The organism is Rhizobium bangladeshense, from assembly GCF_017357245.1.
Lineage (GTDB): Bacteria > Pseudomonadota > Alphaproteobacteria > Rhizobiales > Rhizobiaceae > Rhizobium > Rhizobium bangladeshense.
The window spans coordinates 2,731,320-2,754,133 of sequence record NZ_CP071612.1 but is presented as its reverse complement, the minus strand read 5'-3'; the positions used below and the strand labels follow the sequence as shown (position 1 = coordinate 2,754,133).

The 22,814-nt window shown below is 61.3% G+C and carries 19 protein-coding genes and 1 pseudogene; 11 read left to right on the top strand and 9 right to left on the bottom strand.

Annotated features, from left to right (window positions below; all coding sequences use genetic code 11):
- Positions 1 to 291 precede the first annotated feature (291 nt).
- A complete protein-coding gene (locus J2J98_RS13450; RefSeq protein ID WP_207601307.1) occupies positions 292 to 1,206 on the top strand; it encodes a phosphotriesterase family protein in 915 nt (304 codons plus the stop codon).
- Positions 1,207 to 1,293: 87 nt separating this feature from the next.
- Here the strand turns inward: J2J98_RS13450 and J2J98_RS13445 are convergent.
- A pseudogene (locus tag J2J98_RS13445) lies at positions 1,294 to 1,803 on the bottom strand (GNAT family N-acetyltransferase); the annotation flags it as partial.
- 133 nt (positions 1,804 to 1,936) lie between these two features.
- Between J2J98_RS13445 and J2J98_RS13440 the strand changes: the two are divergent.
- Both J2J98_RS13440 and J2J98_RS13435 read left to right on the top strand, forming a co-directional pair.
- A complete protein-coding gene (locus J2J98_RS13440; RefSeq protein WP_207601306.1) occupies positions 1,937 to 3,682 on the top strand; it encodes a sensor histidine kinase in 1,746 nt (581 codons plus the stop codon).
- A 10-nt stretch (positions 3,683 to 3,692) separates the two neighbouring features.
- Positions 3,693 to 4,094 carry a response regulator gene (locus tag J2J98_RS13435; protein WP_064694529.1) on the top strand — a complete coding sequence of 134 codons (402 nt, stop codon included), beginning with the start codon at positions 3,693 to 3,695 and terminating at the stop codon, positions 4,092 to 4,094.
- Between the two features lie 139 nt (positions 4,095 to 4,233).
- On the opposite strand, the gene J2J98_RS13430 is transcribed toward J2J98_RS13435, so the two are convergent.
- The gene (locus J2J98_RS13430) at positions 4,234 to 5,646 is read right to left on the bottom strand and encodes an aminotransferase-like domain-containing protein (protein ID WP_207601305.1); all 1,413 of its coding nucleotides are present in this window, start codon (positions 5,644 to 5,646) and stop codon (positions 4,234 to 4,236) included.
- A 183-nt stretch (positions 5,647 to 5,829) separates the two neighbouring features.
- On the opposite strand from J2J98_RS13430, the gene J2J98_RS13425 reads away from it, so the two are divergent.
- On the top strand, positions 5,830 to 6,693 hold the full coding sequence (locus J2J98_RS13425) for a DMT family transporter (protein WP_207603132.1): 864 nt from the start codon (positions 5,830 to 5,832) through the stop codon (positions 6,691 to 6,693).
- Positions 6,694 to 6,872: 179 nt separating this feature from the next.
- Positions 6,873 to 7,322 carry a DUF4168 domain-containing protein gene (locus J2J98_RS13420; protein ID WP_207603131.1) on the top strand — a complete coding sequence of 150 codons (450 nt, stop codon included), beginning with the start codon at positions 6,873 to 6,875 and terminating at the stop codon, positions 7,320 to 7,322.
- A 102-nt stretch (positions 7,323 to 7,424) separates the two neighbouring features.
- Here J2J98_RS13420 and J2J98_RS13415 read toward each other — a convergent pair whose 3' ends face one another.
- Positions 7,425 to 7,811 (bottom strand): cupin domain-containing protein, encoded by a 387-nt coding sequence (locus tag J2J98_RS13415; protein ID WP_207601304.1) that lies wholly within the window; start codon positions 7,809 to 7,811, stop codon positions 7,425 to 7,427.
- Between the two features lie 151 nt (positions 7,812 to 7,962).
- A complete protein-coding gene (locus J2J98_RS13410; protein WP_064705431.1) occupies positions 7,963 to 8,229 on the bottom strand; it encodes a DUF2277 domain-containing protein in 267 nt (88 codons plus the stop codon).
- Positions 8,230 to 8,504: 275 nt separating this feature from the next.
- Between J2J98_RS13410 and J2J98_RS13405 the strand changes: the two genes are divergently transcribed.
- Complete coding sequence (locus J2J98_RS13405; RefSeq protein ID WP_207601303.1) at positions 8,505 to 9,050, top strand: AAA family ATPase; 546 nt, start codon at positions 8,505 to 8,507, stop codon at positions 9,048 to 9,050.
- A gap of 95 nt (positions 9,051 to 9,145) precedes the next feature.
- On the opposite strand, the gene J2J98_RS13400 is transcribed toward J2J98_RS13405, so the two are convergent.
- A complete protein-coding gene (locus J2J98_RS13400; protein WP_207601302.1) occupies positions 9,146 to 10,360 on the bottom strand; it encodes an ROK family protein in 1,215 nt (404 codons plus the stop codon).
- Between the two features lie 202 nt (positions 10,361 to 10,562).
- Here J2J98_RS13400 and J2J98_RS13395 point away from each other — a divergent pair, with 202 nt between their 5' ends.
- From J2J98_RS13395 to J2J98_RS13375, 5 genes are all read left to right on the top strand, one after another.
- On the top strand, positions 10,563 to 11,837 hold the full coding sequence (locus J2J98_RS13395) for an ABC transporter substrate-binding protein (protein WP_207601301.1): 1,275 nt from the start codon (positions 10,563 to 10,565) through the stop codon (positions 11,835 to 11,837).
- A 206-nt stretch (positions 11,838 to 12,043) separates the two neighbouring features.
- Positions 12,044 to 12,928, top strand: coding sequence for a carbohydrate ABC transporter permease (locus J2J98_RS13390; RefSeq protein ID WP_207601300.1), 885 nt, complete (start codon positions 12,044 to 12,046; stop codon positions 12,926 to 12,928).
- Complete coding sequence (locus J2J98_RS13385; protein ID WP_088685299.1) at positions 12,928 to 13,779, top strand: carbohydrate ABC transporter permease; 852 nt, start codon at positions 12,928 to 12,930, stop codon at positions 13,777 to 13,779. Before J2J98_RS13390 ends, J2J98_RS13385 begins: the two co-directional genes overlap by 1 nt.
- A 37-nt stretch (positions 13,780 to 13,816) precedes the next feature.
- Positions 13,817 to 14,962, top strand: a complete 1,146-nt coding sequence (locus J2J98_RS13380) for an ABC transporter ATP-binding protein (RefSeq protein WP_207601299.1) — start codon at positions 13,817 to 13,819, stop codon at positions 14,960 to 14,962.
- Positions 14,963 to 14,979: 17 nt separating this feature from the next.
- Positions 14,980 to 17,112: a beta-galactosidase gene (locus J2J98_RS13375; RefSeq protein ID WP_207601298.1), complete on the top strand. Its 2,133-nt coding sequence runs from the start codon at positions 14,980 to 14,982 to the stop codon at positions 17,110 to 17,112.
- Positions 17,113 to 17,200: 88 nt separating this feature from the next.
- Here the strand turns inward: J2J98_RS13375 and J2J98_RS13370 are convergent, their stop codons facing one another.
- The 4 genes from J2J98_RS13370 to J2J98_RS13355 all read right to left on the bottom strand — a co-directional run bounded on the left by J2J98_RS13370 (position 17,201) and on the right by J2J98_RS13355 (position 22,799).
- Positions 17,201 to 18,214, bottom strand: coding sequence for an Ish1 domain-containing protein (locus J2J98_RS13370; RefSeq protein ID WP_207601297.1), 1,014 nt, complete (start codon positions 18,212 to 18,214; stop codon positions 17,201 to 17,203).
- A gap of 63 nt (positions 18,215 to 18,277) precedes the next feature.
- Entirely contained in the window at positions 18,278 to 19,867 is a 1,590-nt protein-coding gene (locus J2J98_RS13365) for a restriction system-associated AAA family ATPase (RefSeq protein WP_207601296.1), read from the bottom strand.
- Positions 19,864 to 21,420 carry a restriction endonuclease subunit S gene (locus J2J98_RS13360; protein WP_207601295.1) on the bottom strand — a complete coding sequence of 519 codons (1,557 nt, stop codon included), beginning with the start codon at positions 21,418 to 21,420 and terminating at the stop codon, positions 19,864 to 19,866. Before J2J98_RS13360 ends, J2J98_RS13365 begins: the two co-directional genes overlap by 4 nt.
- Complete coding sequence (locus J2J98_RS13355; protein WP_207601294.1) at positions 21,417 to 22,799, bottom strand: class I SAM-dependent DNA methyltransferase; 1,383 nt, start codon at positions 22,797 to 22,799, stop codon at positions 21,417 to 21,419. The genes J2J98_RS13360 and J2J98_RS13355 overlap by 4 nt, the downstream gene beginning before the upstream one ends.
- Between the last annotated feature and the right edge of the window lie 15 nt (positions 22,800 to 22,814).

Sequence of the window (22,814 nt, the reverse complement as noted above, 5' to 3'; positions counted from 1 at the left end):
GATCGATTCGGTGATCGACGACAGGACCGAACGCGCTGAGCCGTTCGGGTCGGAAGAGGCACGGAGGGAAGGAGCGGGTGCGACTCCGAAGAGGTCGGCGCCGCCTATCTCGCCCCAGCGTTAGCCAGCCGTAGGCGAGCCGGGTGCGGGTCGGAAGTCAATACCAAGGCTCAAGTCGCAAGGGGTTCCGCGAGCGATTGATTTCCTCACGTGACGATCTACTTTCGCGGCAGTGTGAGGGCTTCCACCGGTCGAGGCTGCACGCTGGCGGGCATGCCGCGAGGAGAGACTTTGAAACATCTACGCACGACGCTCGGGCTCAAGAGCAAATCGGAACTTGGGATGATCCTCCCGCACGAGCACGTTTTCGTCGACCTCAGAACGCCCGGCCAGCCCGGTTATGCCGAAGCAAACGTCGAAGACGTCGTTCGGGTGATGGCCCCCGAGATCGAGCGGATCAAAAAGCTCGGGGTAACGGCACTGGTTGAATGCTCCACGGGCGGGGTCGGACGTCGTGCGGATATCGATCTTGCTGTGTCGCTTGCAACGGATTTTCCGATCGTCGTTCCCACTGGCATTTACCGCGAGCCTTGGATTCCTGAATGGGTCCGCCAAGCTTCGGAGGAAAAGTTGGAGGCTTGGATGCTTCGCGAGCTGACGGAGCAGATCGATGAGACCGGGTTCCAGGCAGGCTGGATCAAGCTCAGCGCCGGCGATGACGGCATGACTGCGCTCGAGACAAAAATCCTGAGGGCAGCCGCGCGCGCCGCGGCCCAGACGAACGCCGTGATCGGCAGTCATACGATCCGAGGACGGGTCGTCATGGATCAGCTCGACGTCATCGAGGCGGAAGGCTACAGGGCCGACAGGTTCATCTCGATCCACACGCAGGAGGAAAAGGACTTCGCCTATAACCTCGCTGTCGCCGAGCGAGGCGCTTGGATCGAGTATGATCATGTCGGTCGGGGTGAGGATGACGATGTAGCCGAGCTCGTGATCAGGGCGCTGGAGGCGGGCCGCGGCGACCGAATGTTGTTGAGCCATGACCGCGGCTGGTTCGATCCGGCGTTGCCGAAGGGCGGTATACCAAAGCCATACACCCACCTTTCCACCGTCTTGTTGCCCGAGCTGAAACGGCGGGGCATAGACGATAGCATCCTGATGCGCCTGACACACGACAATCCGTTTGAGGCTTTCGCCCGATAACGCGTGCCCCGATGGCGGCCGTCCAACCGTCCGACCAATCGGACGCTGACAAGAGCCCTGTTTATGCTGGCCGATCCTCTTCGAATAAAGCGCCATGCCGATCGCATTAATGAATCGGCCGTCAATTCGCGCCGCCCGCCGGAAGATGCCTTCGCGCACGAAGCCCACCTTTTCATAGAGAGCAATGGCACGGCTGTTGTCTTCGTAGACATCGAGCTCGACCCTCAGGAAACCGGCTTCCTGCGCCGCCTTCAACGTGGTGTCGATGAGCTTTCGCCCCAACCCTTTGCCGCGATAGGCGGGAAGAATTCCCATTCCGAGGCGTCCGCGATGGGCGTTCGACGGGAAGAAGTGCCGGCTGATATCGCACCAGCCGACGACCTCGTCCTCGGTCAGGGCGACGAATTGCGGATTGCCTTTGGCAATCATTCCCATCACGAAATCGCGCGTCTGCGGCAGGGGCGTTGCTTCCAGCAATGTCAGATATTTTTTCTCCCGTGCAACCAGGTCGAGCGTGCGGTGAAAGCTTTCGATATGGGCGGCAGCGATCGGCTCGATCCTGATATCAGTGCAATCCGGCGAGGGGCCGAGGCCCATGTTCTTCTCCATTGATGTGGCTGCAGACGCCGATCTGTAGCCAGCTCCGCAGATGTGTTGAAGCAATTGTCGAAACGGTCGCCGGCCCCGCCCGGCAAATACCCACAGGGAGCAATTCATCCTCCGTCAACCTTTGCGTGTCAACTTCAGAGCAGCGAACGCCGTCAAAAGGTTGCGGGTATTGAAGGTCGGGCTCACATCGCACATCACGTTCGTCCTGGTGACGCTCACCTGCGCTGCAGCGGTGTTGTTCTGCGGCTTTGCCTGGCTTGCCTCCGTGAAGGTCGATGATTTCTACCTGCGCCGGCAGGCCGATTTCGTCGCCCAGGGACTGGAAGAGCAAATACAAGCGCTTCCGCGCGAGCAGGAAAGCGTCACCAAATGGGACGACGCTTTCCTTTACGCCAAGCAGCGGAACCATGAATGGCTGCTGGAGAATATCGGCCAGTGGACGAGCCGCTATTTCGGGCACGACAGGACCTATATTTTCGATGATGCCAACCGGCTGATGTTTGCCTTCCGCGATGGCGTGGATGCCATGCCGCCGCGGCTCGGCAGCGACGACGGCGCGCAAATGGCCGCTCTTGCCAACGAAATGCGCGCCGCTCTCGTCGATGGGGCTGCCAAACCTGGCGCAGAGCCGCTTGGCCAGCTGGCCAGGGTTCGCACGATCATGATCGGCAACAGGCCGGCGATCGCAAGCGCGCGCCCGATGCTGCCAAGCTCGACGCGGATGCAGATCCAGGCAGGCCAGGAATTCATCGCGGTCTCCGTCAAGTTCATCGACGGAAAAGTTGCCGAAAACATTTCCCATTACGCCAGGCTCGAAGGTCTGCGTTTTACACTTTCGGAGGGCCCGGACGAGCGGGCTCAGGTGCCTGTATCGTTACATGACGGCGGGATGATCGGCTACCTCGTGTGGCAGCCGATCCGGCCAGGATTCATGCTGCTTCAGCAGATTGCGCCGGCGGGGCTCGGCTGTCTGGTCCTGTTGATCGCCGCGGTGTTCTGGCTCGGACGAGGACTGCATCGCACTTCGCTGACCCTGTTGGACAGCCAGGCTGAGCTCACCCATCATCGCAACCATCTGGAAGAGATGGTGGCGGATCGAACAGCCGAAATCGAAAGACAGAGGGAAGAACTGGACCGGTTGCTGGTGCACGAACGCCAGGTGAATGCGCTGCAGCGCCAGTTCGTCGCCATGGCGTCGCACGAATTTCGAACGCCGCTTGCAATTATCGACGCAGCCGCCCAGCGGCTCTGCCGCTCGACGACCAACGTCAGCGGCGAATATGTTCACGAAAAAGCCGGAGTGATCCGCAGCGCCGTGGTGCGCATGGTCGATCTCATGGAGAGCATCCTTGCGAGCGGCCGGCTCGAAACCGGACAGATCATCCTGAAGCGGAGCGAAGGTGATCTGAAAGCCTTGCTCGTCACCTGCTGCGACAGGCAGCGCGAGCTCAGCCCTTCGCATGTTTTCCATCTCGATCTCCAGCCCTTCCCTGACCGATTGACTTTCGATCGAGGCGCGATGGAACAGGTCTTCACCAATCTGATTTCGAACGCCGTCAAATATTCGCCCAATGCGCCTGACATTTACATTCGCGCTCGGGTTGACGAAAAGATGGTGCAAATCGCCATTGCCGATAGCGGCATCGGCATGGATGCGGATGATCTGCCGAAACTGTTTCAACCTTATTATCGCGCCCGCAGCGCCACGGGTATCGCCGGAACCGGCATTGGCCTGAACGTCGTCAAGCATGTGGTCGAGCTGCACGGTGGCACCGTCGAGGTGACGAGCGAGCTCGGCAAGGGCACAACATTCACCATTTCTCTGCCAATAGAATGTCTATTGTCGGATCAACAAGTCGCAGCTTAAGGAAGAGCTTATGGTTACAGTCCTGTGCATAGAAGACGAAGTCGAGATCCGCAATCTCCTCGTCGAAGAGTTGAGCGAAGCCGGCTACAGGACGCTCGAGGCCTCGAACGGCGCCGAAGGCCTGGAAATGATCCTGTCGAAATGGCCTGACATCGTCATCAGCGACATTTCGATGCCCGTTATGGATGGGCACCAGCTTCTGGCGGAAATCCAGATCAATCATCCGGAGCTCTCCAACATTCCCTTCATCATGCTGACGGCGCTGACAGATCGGGAAAACACACTCGCCGGACTGCGCGCCGGAGCGGCGGATTATCTGACGAAGCCGCTCGACTTCGACCTGTTGCTTGCCAAGCTGGAGGGCTGCGTGACGCGGCTGGAGAACGACAAGGCGGTCAACCGCTCGTTTTAGCGGGAGGGTGCCCTCCGCCTCGCTCCACCGTGGCTTTGCTGCTTACCTTTCCTCCCTCATTCCTGTGACAAGCACAGGGATGAGGAAAGGTTAGGCGCCAGACCATCAGAGGCTTTCGTAAGCGGCTACCTTCCATCCCCTAACTCCCCAACACATCCGCCAACACCGCAAACACTCTCGCATCCAACGTCTGCGACACATTGAACCGCATGAAATTCGTCGCCGATTGCGACAGGCTGAACGCATTGCCGGGCGCCAGCACGATTCTCTTTTCCAGTGCCGCCCGCGCTACGTTTGCTGCATCGATGCCGTCCGGCAGGCGGCACCAAAGGAACATGCCGGCCTGCGGCTCCAGCCAAGGCATTATCCCCAAGCCCTTCAGGCGGGCCGAGACTTCGGTCATTGCGCCCGCAAGGCGCTGCCGGAGCATTTCCATGTGTTTGCGGTAGCCACCGTCGCTCAAGACGTTCAGCACCAGTTCGGCGGTCATCCGGCCGCCACCGAAGGAGGTGGCGATCTTGAGATCGGTGAGACCCTCGATCCATTCGGGCCTGGCGGCGACGAAGCCGCAGCGGGCGGAGGCCGAAAGCGTCTTCGAAAAACTGCCGATATGGATGACGCGCTCCAGCCCGTCGAAAGCGGCAAGGCGGGGCGCCGGCGTATATTCGAAATCAGCGAAGATATCGTCCTCGATGATGGTGAGATCGAACTGATCGGCGAGCTTCAGAACCCGGTGGGCCGTGACTGGGGAGAGTGTTGCGCCTGTGGGATTATGGATGGCTGAGTTGGTGATGTAGAGCCGCGGGCGATGTTCGGCGAGCGTCTGTGCGAAGAGTTCGAGATCGGGGCCGGAGGGTGTGTAGGGCACGCTGACGATCTTCGCCCGGTGGGCGCGCAGCAGTGCGTGAAAGTTGAAGTAGCAGGGGTCGTCGACCAGCACCGTGTCGCCGGCTTCGAGCAGGAAACGGCAGAGAAGGTCGATCGCCTGCGTGCCGGACTCGGCGAGCAGGATCTGATCCGGGGAGGCTTCGATGCCCCGCTCGCCCATGCGGCGCGAAATTAGCTGGCGCAGCGCCGGCAGGCCGAGCGGCGAACCATAGTCGGCAAGCGCCGGTCCCTCGGCGCGAGCAAGCGTTCTGAGCCCGCGGCGCATTGCTTCGCCGGGGAGCCAGGAAGGCGGCAGCCAGCCGCAGCCGGGCTTCAGATCGCTTTCGCCGGCCTCCAGCGATTGCCGAGAAATCCAGAAGGGATCGACCGCGCGGTCGAGTTTCGGACCGGCCTCGGCCAGCGCAAAGGGTGCTGCCTGGTTGGCGACATAGAAGCCCGAACCCGGGCGCGACAGGATCGCGCCTTCGGCGACCAGGCGCTCATACGCGTCGACGACGGTCGAGGTCGACAGCTTCATGCTGGCCGCAAGGCGGCGCACCGAGGGCAGCCTTGCCCCAGGCGTCAGGCTGCGTCCGGCGATGCGCTGCCGGATCGTCGCCATCACCATCTGGACGCGCGTGCGTCCCGCAATCTCCTCGTTCATCCGTACTGTTTCCTGAACCATAACAGTTTTGCAAAATCGTATCAGACCGTGACTGTCATGGCTATCCGTATCGGCGGATAAGGGTGAACGGCGCGTTCTTCCGATTCCGATTCAGGTAAGGCGGCTTAGGTCATTGTTTTTACGCATGCCGTTCTCTCCAGGCCAGCGCGGTTTCGACGACATGCATCCAGGAAGGAATGCATGATGGAGCGCATGACGGCAGGATGGATCAATGGTTTGATCGGGGTGGTGATCTTCAGCGGCTCGCTGCCGGCGACACGGGTGGCGGTGGCGCAGTTCGATCCGGTGTTCTTGACCGTTGCGCGCGCGGCAATTGCGGGGCTGCTGGCGCTTTGCCTGCTGATCGTCTTTCGTGAGAAGCGGCCGGCGGGACGCGATATCCTCTCGCTTGCCGTGGTCGCGCTTGGCGTCGTGGTGGGTTTTCCGCTGCTGACGGCGCTGGCGCTGCAGCATGTCACATCAGCCCATTCGATCGTCTTCGTCGGCCTCCTGCCGCTCGCGACCGCCACCTTCGCCGTGATCCGCGGCGGCGAGCGGCCAAAACCTGCCTTCTGGCTGTTCTCCATCCTCGGCAGCGCCCTGGTGGCGGGCTTTGCCCTCACACAAGATCTGACGGCCTCGCCGGTCGGCGACCTCCTGATGCTGGCGGCAATCCTTGCTTGCGGCCTGGGTTACGCCGAGGGCGGCAGGCTGTCGCGCACGCTCGGCGGCTGGCAGGTGATCTCGTGGGCGCTGGTCTTGTCGCTGCCGATCATGATCGCGGCGGCGTTCGTCTACCGGCCGGAAAGTTTTGCCGGAATAGAGACGCCGGCGCTGATCGGCCTTGCCTATGTCTCGCTGTTCTCAATGCTGATCGGCTTCATCTTCTGGTATCGCGGCCTCTCGCAGGGCGGTATCGCTGCCGTCGGCCAGCTGCAGCTGCTCCAGCCGTTCTTCGGCCTGGCGCTCGCAGCCACCCTGTTGCATGAGCCGGTCACCTGGACGATGCTTGCGGTGACGGTGGCCGTTATCTTGTGCGTGATGGGTGCACGGCGGTTCGCGAGATAGGGGGTGAGTTCCGGCGACAGTCACAAAGCCGCCGCTCAATTGTCAGCAAATCGCCCCGTTGCCGCCGCAACGAGCCCTTTTCCGGGCTTCATCGTCGCGACCTCGCCAGCCTTCTGACGGCTGAGCGATTGACCGAGGCGGTCTTGCTGCCGTCCAAAATCACCGGAAAAGGAATGAAAATGATCACTCGTTACACATCCCTCGCAACGATGACCGCCGCGGCCTTCAGCCTTCTTGCTCTCAGCCCGGCATCTGCTACGGAGCTTGCCCAGGCGCAACAGCAGCCGCCGGCCCAGAGCCAGGCGCCGATGCAGGGACAGAACGGGGGCACCGGTGCGGCCGCCCCTGTCAGTGATCAGAAACTTGAGGCCTTTGCCGTCGCCTATGTGCAGGTCGATAAGGTCCGGCAGCAATATTCGGCCAAAATCGACGCGACGCAGGATCAGGCTGCGAAGCAGAAGCTGCAGGATGAGGCCAAGAAACAGATGGTTCAAACCGTTCAGGCCTCTCCCGACATCTCCGTCGAGGAATATTCCTCGATCCTGACGGCAGCGCAGAGCGACCCGGCGCTCGCCAAGAAGGTTCTGGACAAGATCGGCACCCCGCCGCCGGCGCAGCCGCAGCAATAGGCTTCTGCTTGAAGGCGCAGTGCCCGCCGTTTGGTCGGGCGCTGCCTCGACCCCGCTCTTTCCCGTCGGAGCCGGTCGAAAACTTTGGGCTGCGACGTGTTTTCACCTGGCAGGCACGACGAGCGCCTCTCCCTTGCGGACGATATAGGTCGCCAATTCCGAAGCCTTGCCGCTGCCGACGTTCTTTGCCGAGTGCACCACCCCGGAGGGAATGAACAGCGACTGGCCGGCCTTGAGTGTCACCGGCTCCCTGCCTTCGAGCTTGTATTCGAGCGTTCCCTCGAGCACGAAGGCGACCTCTTCGCCGGGATGCGAGTGGTTTGGTGCGAGCACGCCCGGAGCGAAATCGACGCGCACCTGGACGACCTCGTGGCCCGGCACGTCGATATCGTTCTTGATGAGGTCGGTGCGCTCTATCGGCTGCTCCGCATGCGCTGCCGCCGCGCCGCCGAGAACAATGGCGAGCACCATGGCCTGGATCATTTTCATTGTGTCATCCTTCCTGAATTGACCGTTCCGGCTCGTTGGCCGCATCGCCATTTCAGTCGATGATTGAACCAGGCATGTGTCGAGGAACCCCTATTTTTGTAAGCGAGTGTATCTGATGACCTGACCGGTCTTTCCAGTAAGGCGCGATTTCTTACGCGAACCGCATCGCGGATCTCGCGCGCGCCTTCGCCGCCACTTCCTCGCGATCGCGAGGCGGTTGAGACGTCTCCATTGAATCCAGCAGCTCGCGGGCGCAGGCAGCGATCGAGCTGACGGCGCGTTCGAACGCGGCCTCATTGCGCTTCGAGGGCTTGGTCGTTCCGCTGAGCTTGCGCACGAACTGGAGCGCGGCATCGTGAATCTCTTCGTCCGTCGCCGGCGGATCGAAATTGAACAGAGGTTTTATATTTCGGCACATGGCTTGCTCACGTGATTTTCTCTGGTCGCCGGAGGGCAGCGTCCTCGCATGAAAGGTAGTCGCGTGAGCGTGAAATGCAACCGCCCCAGGGGGAAGCTGCGCCGCTCTGAACGCGTTCAGGGATCAGCGAAGCCGTTCAGGTATCGCAGCTTGTGATGGAGCAGGAAGGGCGGCCCAACAGGTTTTTGCCAAGCGGTACAGGCGTCCCGCCGCATCGTCCTTGCCAAGCTGCCGTTATTTGAGGAAATAGCGCTGCATCGAAATGAGGAGACGGCATGCAAATCGTCTTGATCACCGGCCCGGCCGGCATCGGAAAATCCACGCTGTGCTGGGAGATGAGCGCTCAGCTCGCCGCCGAAGGGGTGGCTCATGCGGTTATCGAAACAGACGAACTTGATCGCGTGTTCCCTCGCCCCCGCCCGGAAGATCTTGAGAAACACTGGCCTGGGACGATTGACGTGAGCAGCATCAACTTGGCGGCGATCTGGTCGACATACCAAGCCTTGGGGCACTCACGCCTGATCATGTCAGGAGTCATGATGCACCTCGCTTTCGACCGAAGGTGGATTCTGGCCGCGATACCCGATGCGGAGATCACAGTGGTTCGCCTGGCCGCCACTGAGCCGACAATCCTGGCGCGCCTCGCCCAGCGCGAGGTCGGCTCCGGTGCTGAAGAGCAGACAGAGCGTTCGCTTCGGCAAGCCCGGCGGATGGCGGAGGAAGATTCCGCGGGCATGATCGTCGTGCACACGGACGGCAAGACGCCTGAGGCGCTGTCGAGGGCGGTTTTGCGGGAGGTCGGCTGGCTGGGGAACGGCTGAGGCTCCGACGCAAGTACGCGGGAAACGAGCTTGGCTGGAGCGTCACCTCACGGCTTTCTCGTTTCGGAGCATCACGGCCGCGAACGCCATGTGAATTACGCCGCCGACGAACCAGAGGCCCGGACACCGGTCAGGCTGGCAACATCCGTTACCCCGCCCGATGATTCAAAATCGAAGATCTTCTGCGTCACCAGTGCGGCAGCACCCCGGGCCCAGGAGTTGTCCTCCCAGTCGGGCAGCAGCGGCGGGGCGGTGCGGAAGGTGCGGGCGGAGAGCGCCTCTCGGAGTGGAGCGAGAAAGGGGTCTCCGAGCGAGACGGCTTCGCCGCCGGCGACGATGACTTCGGGGTCGGTGATGTTGACGAGGTTGGCGAGTGCGGTGCCGATGCCGCGGCCGGATTCGGCGACGAGGGTGAGGGCGGTGGCGTCGCCCGAGGCGAGGGCTTCGCAGAGTTCGGGAAGGCCGAGGTCCTCGCGGCCGGTCGTCTCGCGCCAGCGGCGCAGCATCGAGAGCTCGGAGTGATAGGCCATCAGGCAGCCGCGTTTGCCGCATTCGCAGAGGCGGCCGTTCTCCTCGAACAGCGTGTGGCCGAACTTGCCGGCCGCACCATTGGCGCCGCGATAGAGCTTGCCATCGATGACGAGGGCGCAGCTGATGCCGACGCCGACGGCGAGCACCGCCATGTTGCGGTGCTGGCGGCCGAGGCCGAAGAGCTGCTGGGCGATGGCATAGGCATTGGTATCGTCCTCCAGCCAGACGGGCACATGGACGCGGCTTGCGACCAGCGCGGCCAGCGGAACGTTGTCCCATTTGAAGCGGTGGCTGCGCACGCAGGCCGTCTGCTCGTGGTTGATGACGCCGGGCATGGAGATGCCGATGCCGGCGAGCTTCGCCTTTGGCCGGCCGGCGAGCTTCACCAGTTCGGGGACGGTTGCCGCCAGAAGATCGGCGACATAATCCGGATCGTGGCCCTTCAGATCGACGCGCATGGCGGCGACCGGATTGGTGGCGAGATCCGTCGCGACGCATTCCACTGAATCCACCATCAGCTTGAAGCCGAGCGCGAGCGAATGCTCGTAATTGATTTCGACTGGGATCGGCCGGCGGCCGGCGGGGCCGGGCACGGCCTTGCCCTCGGTGACGATGCCCTCTTCCAGCAGGTCCGCGACGACGAAGGTGACGGCGGCGGGGCTGAGCCCGATCACCGTTGCGATATCGGCGCGGCTCCTCGGCCCTTCGCGGCGGAGAAGGTTGAGGATGAGGCGTCGGTTCATGGCTCTCGCCGTGTTCTGGTCGCCTTTCAGCTTCACGATGCATTCCTTAATTTTGTAAATTAATTATTGCGGGCTCGCACAATCTATGCATAAGTTCGGCCGCCGATCAACTGAGGCAGCCGGATTGTACGGTCGAGTTCAGGAGGCGGGATCGGCGCGTTGAATGCCTGCGTGAGCGCGCTTCAAGGAGGAGGCGGCTCGGGCCAGGCGGTGTTGTCGATCAACCGGGAGGAATTCAATGGTATTCTTAAAGCATTTTCCCTCAACCACCCGCAGAAGCTTCCTGAAAGGGGCGGGCGCGGTTTCGGCGGCGGCGGTCACGGGCAGCTTTCCGATGCCCGCGATCGCGCAGGCGCAGGAAGTCAGCATCATCTCGTCAGAGAATAACGGCGCTGCCCTCGATGCGCTGAAGTCGATCGCGGCGGGCTTTGGCAAGGAAGCCGGCGTCAACGTCGTCGTCAACAATATGGACCACGAGGCCCACAAGACGGCGATCCGCAACTACCTCGTCGCCGGCGCGCCCGACATCTGCTTCTGGTTCTCCGGCAACCGCATGCGCGCCTTCGTCAAGCGCGGGTTGTTCGACGATATTTCCGACCTTTTCGAGAAGGAAAAATACAAGGACGTGCTGGGTGCGACGGCCGGCGCCGTCACCGAAGACGGCAAGCAATACGGCCTGCCCACCGGCGGCACGCTCTGGGGCATGTTCTACCGCAAGGACGTGTTCGAGCAGCATGGGCTGACCGTGCCGAAGACGGCCGAGGAATTCATGGCCTATGGCGACAAGTGCAAGGCATCGGGCATCACCCCGGTTGCGATCGGCACCAAGGAATTGTGGCCGGCGGCCGGCTGGTTCGATCAGATGAACCTTCGCATCAACGGGCTCGACAGGCACATGGCGCTGATGAACGGCGAGATGAGCTATCTCGATCCGGCGCTGACGCCGGTCTTCGATCAGTGGGAAGCGATGATATCAAAGGGCTTCTTCACGCCGAACCACACCTCCTTCGGCTGGCAGGAGGCCGCGGCTCTGCTCGCACAGAAGAAGGCCGGCATGATGAACCTCGGCGCCTTCCTGCGTTCGGCCTTCACCGAAGCGGACCTGCCGCAGCTTACTTATGCGACCTTCCCGGTGCTCGATCCGAAGATCGGCCATTTCGAGGAGTTCTCGGTCAATTCAGTCCATATTCCCGCCAAGGCGAAGAACAAGCAGGGCGCGCGCGATTTCCTCGCCTATTTCTACAAGCCGGAGAACCTGGCGGCATATCTGGAGCCGGGCGGCAACGTGCCGCCGCGCAACGACCTGCCGGCGAGCAAGGATCCGCTCGTCAATGTCGCCGTGGAGACGATGAAAACGGTGCAGGGCGCCTCGCAATATTACGACCGCGACAGCGACCCGGACATGGCCCAGGCCGGCTTGGTCGGCTTCCAGGAGTTCATGGCCAAGCCCGATCGGCGCAAGGCGATCCTGACGCGGCTCGAGGGGACGCGGAAGCGGATTTATAAGATTTGAGTTGGCTATCGGCAAACGCACTCTGAGGTTGCCCCTCACCCTAACCCTCTCCCCGCTTGCGGGGAGAGGGGACGTGCCCCGCTTGACGTGTGCGGGGGACGGAAAGCGTGCGGCTCGGTTCCTTCGCCCCGTTTCGGGGAGAAGGTGGCGGCAGCCGGATGAGGGGCATGCGCCAAACACTCTTGCCGTAAATGAGGGCTCCTGACATGCAGACATTATGGCGCCGCCAGCGGTGGTGGCTGACTCCGACTCTGCTCATCGCGCCGGCGATCCTGCTATTCTTCACCGTCATCCTGCTGTCGGCGGTCAGGAGCGTCTGGATCAGCTTTCACGAGTGGGACGGTTTCGGCGACATGGTCTGGATCGGGCTCGGCAATTACGTCGAGCTTTACAACGATCCGCAATTCTACGTGTCGCTGAAGAACAATCTGATCTGGCTCGTCATGTTCATGGCAGCACCCCCGATCGGGCTCGCCATCGCACTCCTGGTCAACCAGAAAATATCAGGCATGCGCTTTCTGAAGTCGCTGTTCTTCATTCCGCTGGTGCTCGCTTCGGTCACGGTCGGCGTCGTCTTCACCTGGGTCTATACGCCGGAATTCGGGCTGCTGGCGCTGATCTATAGGGCGTTCGGGGCGGTGGCGCCGGCGGTGCTTTCCGACGAGCATTTCGTCACCTTCGCGATTGTCATCGCCGCACTCTGGCCGCAGATCACCTTCTGCATGGTGCTCTATCTCGCCGGCCTCAACAATCTGAGCGAAGAGCTGATCGGGGCCGGCCGCGTCGATGGCGCTCGGGGCTGGAACATGCTGCGCCACATCGTGCTGCCGCAGCTGACCCAGGTCACCTTCATCGCCATCGCAGTCACTGTCGTGGGCGCGCTGCGCTCCTTCGACATGATCTCCGTCATGACCGCGGGCGGGCCGTTCGGATCGTCCTCGGTGCTCGCCTATCAGATGTACGAGCAGTCGATCTTCTCCTACCGCTTCGGCTACGGCGCGGCGATCGCCTCGGTGCTCTTCGTGATCATGGCCGTGTTCATCGCCTGGTATCTCACCCACATCATCCGCAGCGAAGAGAGGGGAGGCTGATGTATCCTCGTCCGATACCCGAAACCGCGATTTGGCAGCGCCGCCTCTATGTGTTCGCCGTCGTCGTCGTGCTCATCCTCTGGCTCTGCCCGCTCTTTGCGATCGTCCTCACCTCCTTCCGCTCGACGGCCGATGTGATGGGCGGCAATCTCTGGGGCTGGCCGACCGAGATCGGCGTCATCGACAATTACAGGGCCGTCTTCACCGACACGCCGATGGCGCGCTATTTCTTGAACAGCCTGACGATCACCATTCCCTCTGTCATCGGCGTGCTCGTCATGTCGACGCTCGCCGGCTTCGTGCTGTCGCGCTACCGCTTTCGCGGCAACATGCTGATCTTCGCGCTCTTCGTCGGCGGCAATTTCCTGCCGCACCAGATCATGATGATCCCCGTGCGCGACCTGATGGTGCGGCTCGACCTGATCGATACGACGGTGGCGCTGATCATCTTCCACGTCGCCTTCCAGACGGGCTTTGCGACGCTCTTCATGCGCAATTTCATTGCCGCACTTCCCGATGAGCTGTTTCAGGCGGCGCGCGCCGAAGGCGCCTCGCCCTTCCAGACGCTCATCCATGTGGTGATCCCGCTGGTGCGGCCGGCACTCGCCGCGCTCGCCATCCTGATCTTCACCTTCGTCTGGAACGATTACTTCTGGGCCGTGGTGCTGACCGTCAGCGACAGCGTCAAGCCGGTGACGGCGGGCCTTGCCAATCTGCGCGGCGAGTGGGTCTCGGCCTGGAACCTGGTTTCGGCGGGCACCATCGTCGTCGCCGTGCCCCCCGTCGTGATGTTCTTCCTGATGCAGCGGCATTTCATCGCCGGCCTCACCATGGGCGCGGTGAAGGGATGAGCCGGCGTCTTCCGTTTCAACAAGAGAGGGCCAGGACATGACCAGTCTCGAACTTCGTGAGATCAACAAGAATTATGGCGCCTATCACGCGCTGCGCGGCATCGATCTTTCCGTGGCGCAGGGCGAGTTCATCGTCATGGTCGGCCCGTCCGGCTGCGGCAAGTCCACGCTATTGAAGAGCATTGCCGGCCTGGAGGCGATCTCCTCGGGCCAGATCCTGATCAACGGCCGGGACGTCAGCCGGCAGGAGCCGGGCGATCGAGGCATCGCCATGGTCTTTCAGTCCTATGCGCTTTATCCGCACATGACGGTGGCGGAGAATATGGGCTTCGGCCTGCGCATGGCCAAGCGCCCGAAGGCCGAGATCGATGCGGCGGTCGCCCGCGCCGCCAGGATCCTGCGCATCGACGACCAGTTGGACAAGCGGCCGAAGCAGCTTTCCGGCGGCCAGCGCCAGCGTGTGGCGATCGGCCGGGCGATCACCCGCTCGCCCGAGGTCTTCCTGTTCGACGAGCCGCTGTCGAACCTCGACGCCGCGCTGCGCACCCAGATGCGCGTCGAATTGAGCAGCCTGCATGCCGAGCTCGGCGCCACCATGGTCTACGTCACCCACGACCAGGTGGAGGCGATGACCATGGCAAGCCGCATCGTCGTGTTGAACAAGGGCATCATCGAGCAGGTCGGCTCGCCGCTGGAGCTTTACCGCAACCCCGACAATCTCTTCGTCGCCGGCTTCCTCGGCGCGCCCAGAATGAATTTCCTCGGCGTCACAATCGACGCCGTTTCCGGCCGCAGCGTCACCGTTTCCGCGCCCGGCCTTGCGCCGCTGACCGTGGAGCTTGCCCAGCCGACATCGCTTGCGAAGGGCGCAAGGCTGACGCTCGGCGTGCGGCCGGAGGCGATCTCCGTGGTCGCTGAGGGCAGTGGGGACGGGGCCGTGCATGGCGAAGTCCGCCTCGTCGAGCATCTCGGCCGCGAGACCATTCTCTATGTCGATGCCGGCAATCTCCGCACCATCGCGTCGGAAAGCGGCACCGGCAACATCACCGCGCAGCTCTCCTATGTCGCGCCCTTCGCCGCCGGGCAGAAGGTGGCGCTGAAGCTCGATGCCAACGAGCTCTATCTTTTCTCCCCCGATGACGGCCGCACGATCAGCGCCCGCAAGACCATTCTCGACAAATAATCAGGAAAGAACCGCCCGTGTCCGACAAGACCCTCTCCGCATGGAACACCGTCAAGACCGACCGCTTCCTCGTCGGTGTGCCGCATTATCCCGAGCATGTCGACGAAAGCTACTGGGAGCGCGACGCCGAGCGCATGGCGAAAGCCGGCTTCAATGTCGTGCGCATGGCCGAATTCGCCTGGCATATTCTGGAGCCGAAGCTCGGCACCTTCAATTTCGATCTCTTCGACCGTGCCATCGCGATCCTCGGGCGCTACGGCATCGACACGATCATGTGCACGCCGACCGCGACCCCGCCGCGCTGGCTGACGGCAGCGCACCCCGAAATTCTAAGGGTCGACGGCAAGGGCCGGCCGATGAGCCACGGCTCGCGCCAGCATTGCGACACGGCAAGCCCGGTCTTTCGCGAGCACAGCAAGCGCATTACCAGGGCGATGGCCGAGCATTATCGCGGCAATCCCCATGTCGTGGGCTGGCAGACCGACAATGAGCTGAACACCAGCATGCCTGAGAGCTTTTCCCAGGCGACGCTCAGCGAATTCCAGGCGTACCTGGCCGACAAATACCGCGAGATATCAAAGCTCAACGCCGCCTGGGGCGGCGATTTCTGGGCGACGGCCTATGACAGTTTCGACCAGGTGGTGCTGCCGATCGAATTCGGCCCGACCTTCCCGAGCCCCGGCCATCTGCAGGATTACCACCGCTTCCTCGCCTTCTCCACTGCGCGCTTCCAGCACGATCAGGTGGAGATCCTGCGGGCGGTCAAACCCTCCTGGTTCATCTTCCACAATCTCGGGGGCCTCAGGGATATCGATTTCCGCGGCCAGTTCAGCAAGGATCTCGATTTCGTCGGCTACGACATCTATCCCATGCTCTATGACGAGTTCATGCGGCTCGGCAACCACGCCAAGGTGCAGGCGCTGCACCTCGATATCTGCCGCGGCTTTTCCGGCAATTACATCGTGCCCGAGCAGCAATCGGGCTTCGGCAGCCAGCCGGGCTTCTGCACGCTGACGCCGGAGCCGGGCGAGCTTCGCCGCATGGCGCTTTCCTCGGTCGCGCACGGCGCCGACGGCCTGATGTTCTTCCGCTGGCGGCCCGCCCATTTCGGCGCCGAGATCTATTGGATGGGCATCATCGACCATGACGATATCGGCCGCCACCGCTATGACGAGGCCAAGCGCTTCGCGGGCGAGATGACGGCGCTGGCGCCCAAGATCCTCGGCACCCATGTGCGCATGGATGTCGGCATCGCGGGCTCCGATTTCGACAATCAGGAAGCCCACAAGACCTATCCGATCGGCCTGCCGAGCCCGCAGGACGACGCGATCCTGCTGCATCAATATTGCTATGATAGAGGCATCGCCTGCGGCTTCATCCACCCCGAGGACGATCTTTCCAAGCTGAAGCTCTTCTATGTCCCCCACTGGGTGATGTGGAAGGACGAATGGACGGCGAGGCTCGAAGCCTTCGCCGCATCCGGCGGCACCGTCGTCATCGGCGCGCGCACCGGCACGCGCACTGAGGATAACCACGTCATCCGCGAAACCGCGCCCGGCACCGCGCTTTCGAAACTGACCGGCGTGCGCGTCGAAGATTTCGGCCGTCTCGCCGCCCCCGGCGCCAACGGCCTCTTCGACGTGATGGAGCGCTCCGGCGGCCTGGTCATCCCGCCGAACAAACCCGCCGAAAGCCACCGCCGCGTCCGCCGCTTCAAGCTCGGCAACCGCGAAATGGCCGCCGGCCATTTCTACGAAAACCTCACTATCGACCCCGATGTCGAGGTCATCGCCGCCTGGTCCAACCGCTACGCCGAAGGCCAGCCGATGGCGACCTCCCGCAAGGTGGGCAAGGGGCAGGTGGTCTATCTCGGGACCTATCTCACGCCCGAGCTGACGGAAGCGCTGACGGAACGGCTGTTTGCGCCGGCGGGTATCGAGCCGCTGTTGGGCGGGCTGCCGGAAGGTGTGGAGGTGACTATGCGGATGAATGAGGAGCGGAAGCTGCTGTTCGTGCAGAATTATACGGATCAGGCTGTGACGGTGGGCGGGGTGCCTGCCGGGCGGGATCTGCTGGATGGGGAGAAGATGGTGGCGGGGATGCTGGAGCTTGAGGGGTATGGGTGTGCGATTGTGGAGTTGGCGGGGTGAGGGGTGCACACGCGGAAGAACGATAGAGTGGAGGCGCTGCGCGTTTTTGGCTTTGCTGCGGCTGCCGCGCACCTTGCAGGACGGTGCATCAGGCCGCGCCAGTCTCTGGACTCAACAAGGCGATGAGCCATTCAGTTACCCGGCTTGCCGACGGGCCGACTGTACAGCGGTGAGCGAGCATTAAGAATGTCTCGCGCTTCAGAAAGTCCGCATAGCCTTCTTGAATGACCGCATGTAGATAGCGGTCAATCAACGCTACCAATTCGTCGCGAGTTGTCGGTGGTACTGCATCGCGAGCGACCCAGTTCGCGAAATGATCGAGCCAATTCCGTAATTCCTTATCGAGAATATTGAGCTGGTAGCGCATCTTAATGTCGTAAACTGCATCCCAGGTCGCAACGGCGTCGGCATCACCTTCCAGATCGATCTGCCAGTCGGGTAACTTGAACGCCTTAACGACGGCGCCCTCGAGGGGCCGGCTGTTGAGTAGTGATACCGTGGCGGTTGCTTCGCCGAACGGATCGAAGCAGCGCCGGCGGGCGGAGTGCACATCTCGTAACGTATCTATATTATGCTTGTGAGGTCCGTTGCACTTGTTGCCGGTGGGTGCGAGATTGCGCAGGTTTACGCCGGCAAACGGATAACGGGTAATGGGGAGATAGTGATCGAGGCTCTCGCGTGGAATCGCCGGGTCCGGTGCCGTCAATGGCTCGATACCGCAAAAAGCGCAGAGATGTGCGGGCAAGCCGTCATAGATAAGCGCATATTGTCTATCTCGAATACCCAATGGCGTAAGCATCCTGAAGGCAGTGCGGAACAATGTCTCGATGCGTCCGACAAGCGCATCATATCCATCCGGTAGCTCGGGCAGTGCTACACCGGGATCGAAAATATTCGGAATATTATTCTGCGCCTGCATGCAGGCCAGAAAGCCAGTCCGGTCGGCCGCTGGGACCCCTGCGACCTCGTCGGCAACCGCTCTCAGAGCTTCAAGCAGACTGGGCTTCTTTTCCACCTCATCGCGCTTGTTGGCGGGGAATTCCTCCAGCCAGTCGCTTAGTGGGTTGTTGTCGCCGTTGAACATACGCGCAAGCAGCTCCATCAGCCCATCGTGAAGCCAATTTTCGTTGGTCGCTTCGACTGGGTAGCAGAAGAGCATTGCTGTTCAGGATCCGGTGCGCAATTGACGGAGGCGATCCGCCAAGAACGAGCGTTCGACGGATGGCCCAAGGCGGGTAAGGGCATCCGCGATCTCCGCCGCCGTTCCTTTGTCTATGAGATGTTCCATCTCGTCCTGAGCGACTTGCGAAATCGGTGGGCTGACCTCGAAACAGGCATCGAGGATACGGTCGAACGACGCGCCATAGGTCTCCATCTCGGGCGGCGCAATCTCGACCTTGCCGTTGGCATTCTTGCTAAAGATCAGAACCTGTTCGCGCGGCAGGTCGCACGGTACGAAAGGCGCATGGGTCGTAAGCAAGACTTCCTGGTGCCCACGGGTCTCGTTCGGCAGATTGAGGAGCGATTTGGTAAACTGCACGCGCCATAAGGGATTGAAGTGTGATTCCGGTTCGTCGAGGACGAACAGCGCGCCGGGCGTATCGATCATCGAGAAGATGCCGAGAATCTGCGACAACTGATGTTCACCGTCTGAGAGCGATACATAGTCCAGAAGCCTCACCCCTTCGTCTGTATGACGGCAAAGGCTGACTTGCTCGAAGCGGAACACTTTGTCTTCATCCTGAGGTTCCGGAAGCCGCGATGCAAAGCGACGCGAGTCGATATCGCGTTGCAGGCGATTGCGCGCCGCCCGCGGGATCGCAAGGTCGTTCAGAAGCGATATTTTGTGAAACGCGCGGTAGAGATTCCCCGCGGTCTCGAAATGATGGGCAAACCCTTCGCGCAGGGCATCGTCAACGAAGAAGTCGAAAGTATGGATATCCTTCTTAGGCTCGTGATCCCAACATGTCGCAAGCTTGCGGAAGATGTCGATATAGGCTCTCAGTTCCGGCGTCAGCTTCACCCCACCGCTCGGTGCCGCCGAATGGTTCAGCTGTATCACGCAGCGGAACGATGCCAGATCGTGAAGTTTCGCATGACCAATTATCTTCTCGCGGAGTGACGGCGGCGACAGCAGAAGGTTCGCAACAAGCACCTCTAGGTGCGTGCTGTAATCAATCAACAGCAACCGGTTGTCCGGGACCTCGCCGGCGAGTTTCGATCGGCTTTTGGATTTGTTGGGTAGCGCTGCCTCGCTGACGTCGGCGGCGTAGCCGCGGCGGCTGACGAAGAATGGCAGGCTGAGGGTCTCGTTGTCTCCCGACGTGTATCCGATGACAAGCGACGGTAGGTTCTCGCCGAATGAGGGGGAGTCGACCGCTACCGAACGCCACTCTTCGTCGTTGTCGCGCATGAACTCCATCCGGATCGGACCCACAGTGCGGCCGCTGCTCTCGCGGACCAGCTTAACGATGTGAGACAGCCCGGCGGGCGATGACATACGATAGCGAACCTCGAACAAAGATTCGTTGTTCGAGCTCAATCGCTCTTCCGTGCCGGCATATTGGTGCCAAGCCACTTGGAAGATTTCCGCGATCAGTTGCAGCAACTGCGATTTGCCCGCGCCGTTAGGGCCGATGAAACACAGTGGCGCAAGGCTTGTCTCCTCATGCGGGCGCGTAACCGCCAGTTCGGCTCCGTCGAGCAAGCCTCCACAGCTCAAAGCGCGATCGACGCGCAGATAGATCAGTCTCATGATTGTGCTGCCCGGAGGCGAATCATGCCCCTCTCTCGATCGAAGACCTGGACGACGGACGGCTTTCCCTCTTGTAGGTGGGCAAAGATTTCCGCCTTGAGCGTGTCATAATCGGCCGAGACTTGCGCTCTGATCTCGTCGAAAGACGCGCCGGCGGCGCCCTTCAATGTCAGAAGCGACGTGATCTCGTTGGTCAACCCCGCGCCGGATTTCATGGTGCGTCCTTTGGCTCGTTTCTGTGCTGGTGGATTGGGTTTGAAGTCGCGTGCCGCCGCGAGCATCGTATCGAGCTCAGAAGATGGCTCGTTCGGTTCCCCGCTTACATGGAATGCCGCTCGCAATAGCTGCCGCCGCAACGTTGCCAAATCGTTTTGTACATTGGCGAGTCGCTCTCGGGTAAGTTCGATCTGCACCCAAATACGGTCGAGTTGCTCGATGAGTTGCGCTTGCTCGGCGAGCGGAGGCAGCCTGAATTCGAACGCCGAGAGCTTGCGCGAGTTGATGTTTGACTGACTGACGCCGTCGGATTTTACTGACCAGCAATAAGCCCGACCGGCAGGGCTGTTGAGGAAATGCGCAAGCAGATCGGGCATGATCCGCGAACTGCAACGCACGACGATGAGATAGCCCGCCGCGATCGCGGGCCGCTCGTTGTGATAGACGGCGGTCTTGCCGACGAGTTCGGGACTATTGGTACGGTTGAAGAGTACGTCACCGTCACGCAGCCGATGCTTTTTGATTTCCTGTTTGTCGGATGTGTAGACGAGATCGGACCAATCGAGCCGCCCGGCTTGGATATTGCCCATTCGAAGCACAGGCACGTCGCCGCGGATCTGCGACTTGCGGGACGAACCATAGTTCATCTCATCGACGACGTCGCCAAGGGTGACTGATGGCCAATCCTGATCCAGGTCTTGGCTTGCGCGCCATCCGGCGGTCAACACCCCGGCGAATGCTCCAGCCATCGCGGTCGCCCAGACATCGTCGAGTCGCTTGAGATTCATTGCTGCTGCTGCACGGCTCCGTTCGAGCTTGCCGAGTACATCTTCGAGGCGTCGCACGATCCTGTCCTGCTCGCCGGTCGTCGCGACGATGACGGGGAACTGCTGCAGGACGCTGAAATTGACGCTTTCGACAGTCGTGCCAGATTTTACCGCTGCTTCGAGTAAGTCGTCGGCCTTGGCCTCGATCTGATATTGAAGATACCGCGCGAGTATGCCTGGAGCCGGCGACAGCGCCTTCACGTCTTGGTTGATTGCAGCCGCCTTGCCGGTCACCGCCGTTGGCAAGCTGTGCTTAAGGATCCCGCTGCGCGTGACGAGCAGCAACGCGCCCTCCGGGACCAACGCGGCGTTCGTCTCCTCGAGCGCTCGTTGAGTGATTCGATCTTGCGACTGCTTGATCACTTCCTCGCCGAAATCCTTGGGCGAAATCCAAGGGATATCGCCGCCTGACCAGTAGGCGGAAACCCGCTTGCTCGGCGTATTCCCGCCTTGCCAGTGCCCCAGTTCCCCGAGCGTGACGCGACGCCATGGTCCTGTGAGTCCAATCATTTGAGTATCTCGCGGTCAATCTCCTCGATGTGCCGCAATGCGGATTGGAGATCCTCTGAAATGCGGCCGAGCAGCCGGTCCATGTCCTCTATTTCGGATGAGGAGTGGTCACGCTTCAACCAAGTATAATCGAGGTTGTCCTCACGCCCGACGATCTCCTCGCGCGAGAGAACCTTTAGCCTGTCATGCTTAGCGTCCGAACCCTGAGTGGCACCCAAAATAATGCCCGCACATGCACGTTCGAACTCCGCGAACGCCGCAGCGGTTAAGGGGTAGCGCTTATTGAAACGGCGGACGTTTGTGCGCATGTCGAAAAAAGCAACATTCTGCGTCGGGCGACCTGCCTGAAGAAACAGCACGTTGGTGTTGACGCCCTGCGCGTAGAAGATGCCTTGCGGCAGCCTGAGGATGACTCGAAGCTCGCACGATTCCATCAAGTCTTCGCGCACCCGCCGCCCGATACCCGGCTCGAAGAGCACATTGTCAGGCAAGACGATCGCGGCGCGGCCGCCCGGTGAAAGAGAGCGGTAAATGTGTTGGAGGAACATGATCTGCTTGTTGGCGGTCTGAAATGGCAGATCGGATCGTCGCGGCCTCATGCCGCCAGCGGACGCGCCGAACGGAGGATTGGCAAGAATTAGATCAGGCGTGCTCAGTTGGACGGCGTCATCGGTCAACGCATCGCCATGAACCACGACTCCCTCCATATTGTGAAGGTAAAGGTTCATCAAGCACAGCCGATAGGTGTCTCGCTCGATCTCGACGCCTTCGTAACGCGTGCGACTTGCGCCGGCCTTTTCCGAGCGCATCAAATATTGGTGCGCCGAAGTCAGAAAACCGCCCGTCCCGGCCGCTGGATCCTGTATCGTCTCTCCCCCTCGCGGGGCCATGACTCTGACGATGGAGTCGACCAGTGCACGCGGTGTGAAATACTGCCCAGCGCCGGCACGCGCCTCAGTAGCGTTACGCTCAAGCAAACTTTCGTAGATCATACCAAAGGCATCTGTGGAGATCGCCGCCCAGTCGAGACGGTCTATCTCATGCACTACCTTGTGCAAGTTTTCATCGTGTGTGAACACCGTCGTCGGAAAGCCGAATATATCGCAGACGACGCGGCTTTCAGAATCTTCGCCAAGACGTGTGAGCATTTTCCGATAGCTACCAACGAGCCCCTGCACGGGCTGGGCCACTAGGTCGGTCCAGCGGCAACCCTGCGGGAGGGCTGTGTTTCGCCCAGTCTGATCGGCGATCTTCAGGAATAGCAGGTAGGTAAGCTCAGACATGTATTTGTGAAATACGATACCGTCGTCGCGCAATACATTGGAAAGGGACCAGATTTTACGGGAAAGTTCGTCGCAGTGGATATTCTGTATGCCCACTTTTTGTCCTCGAAA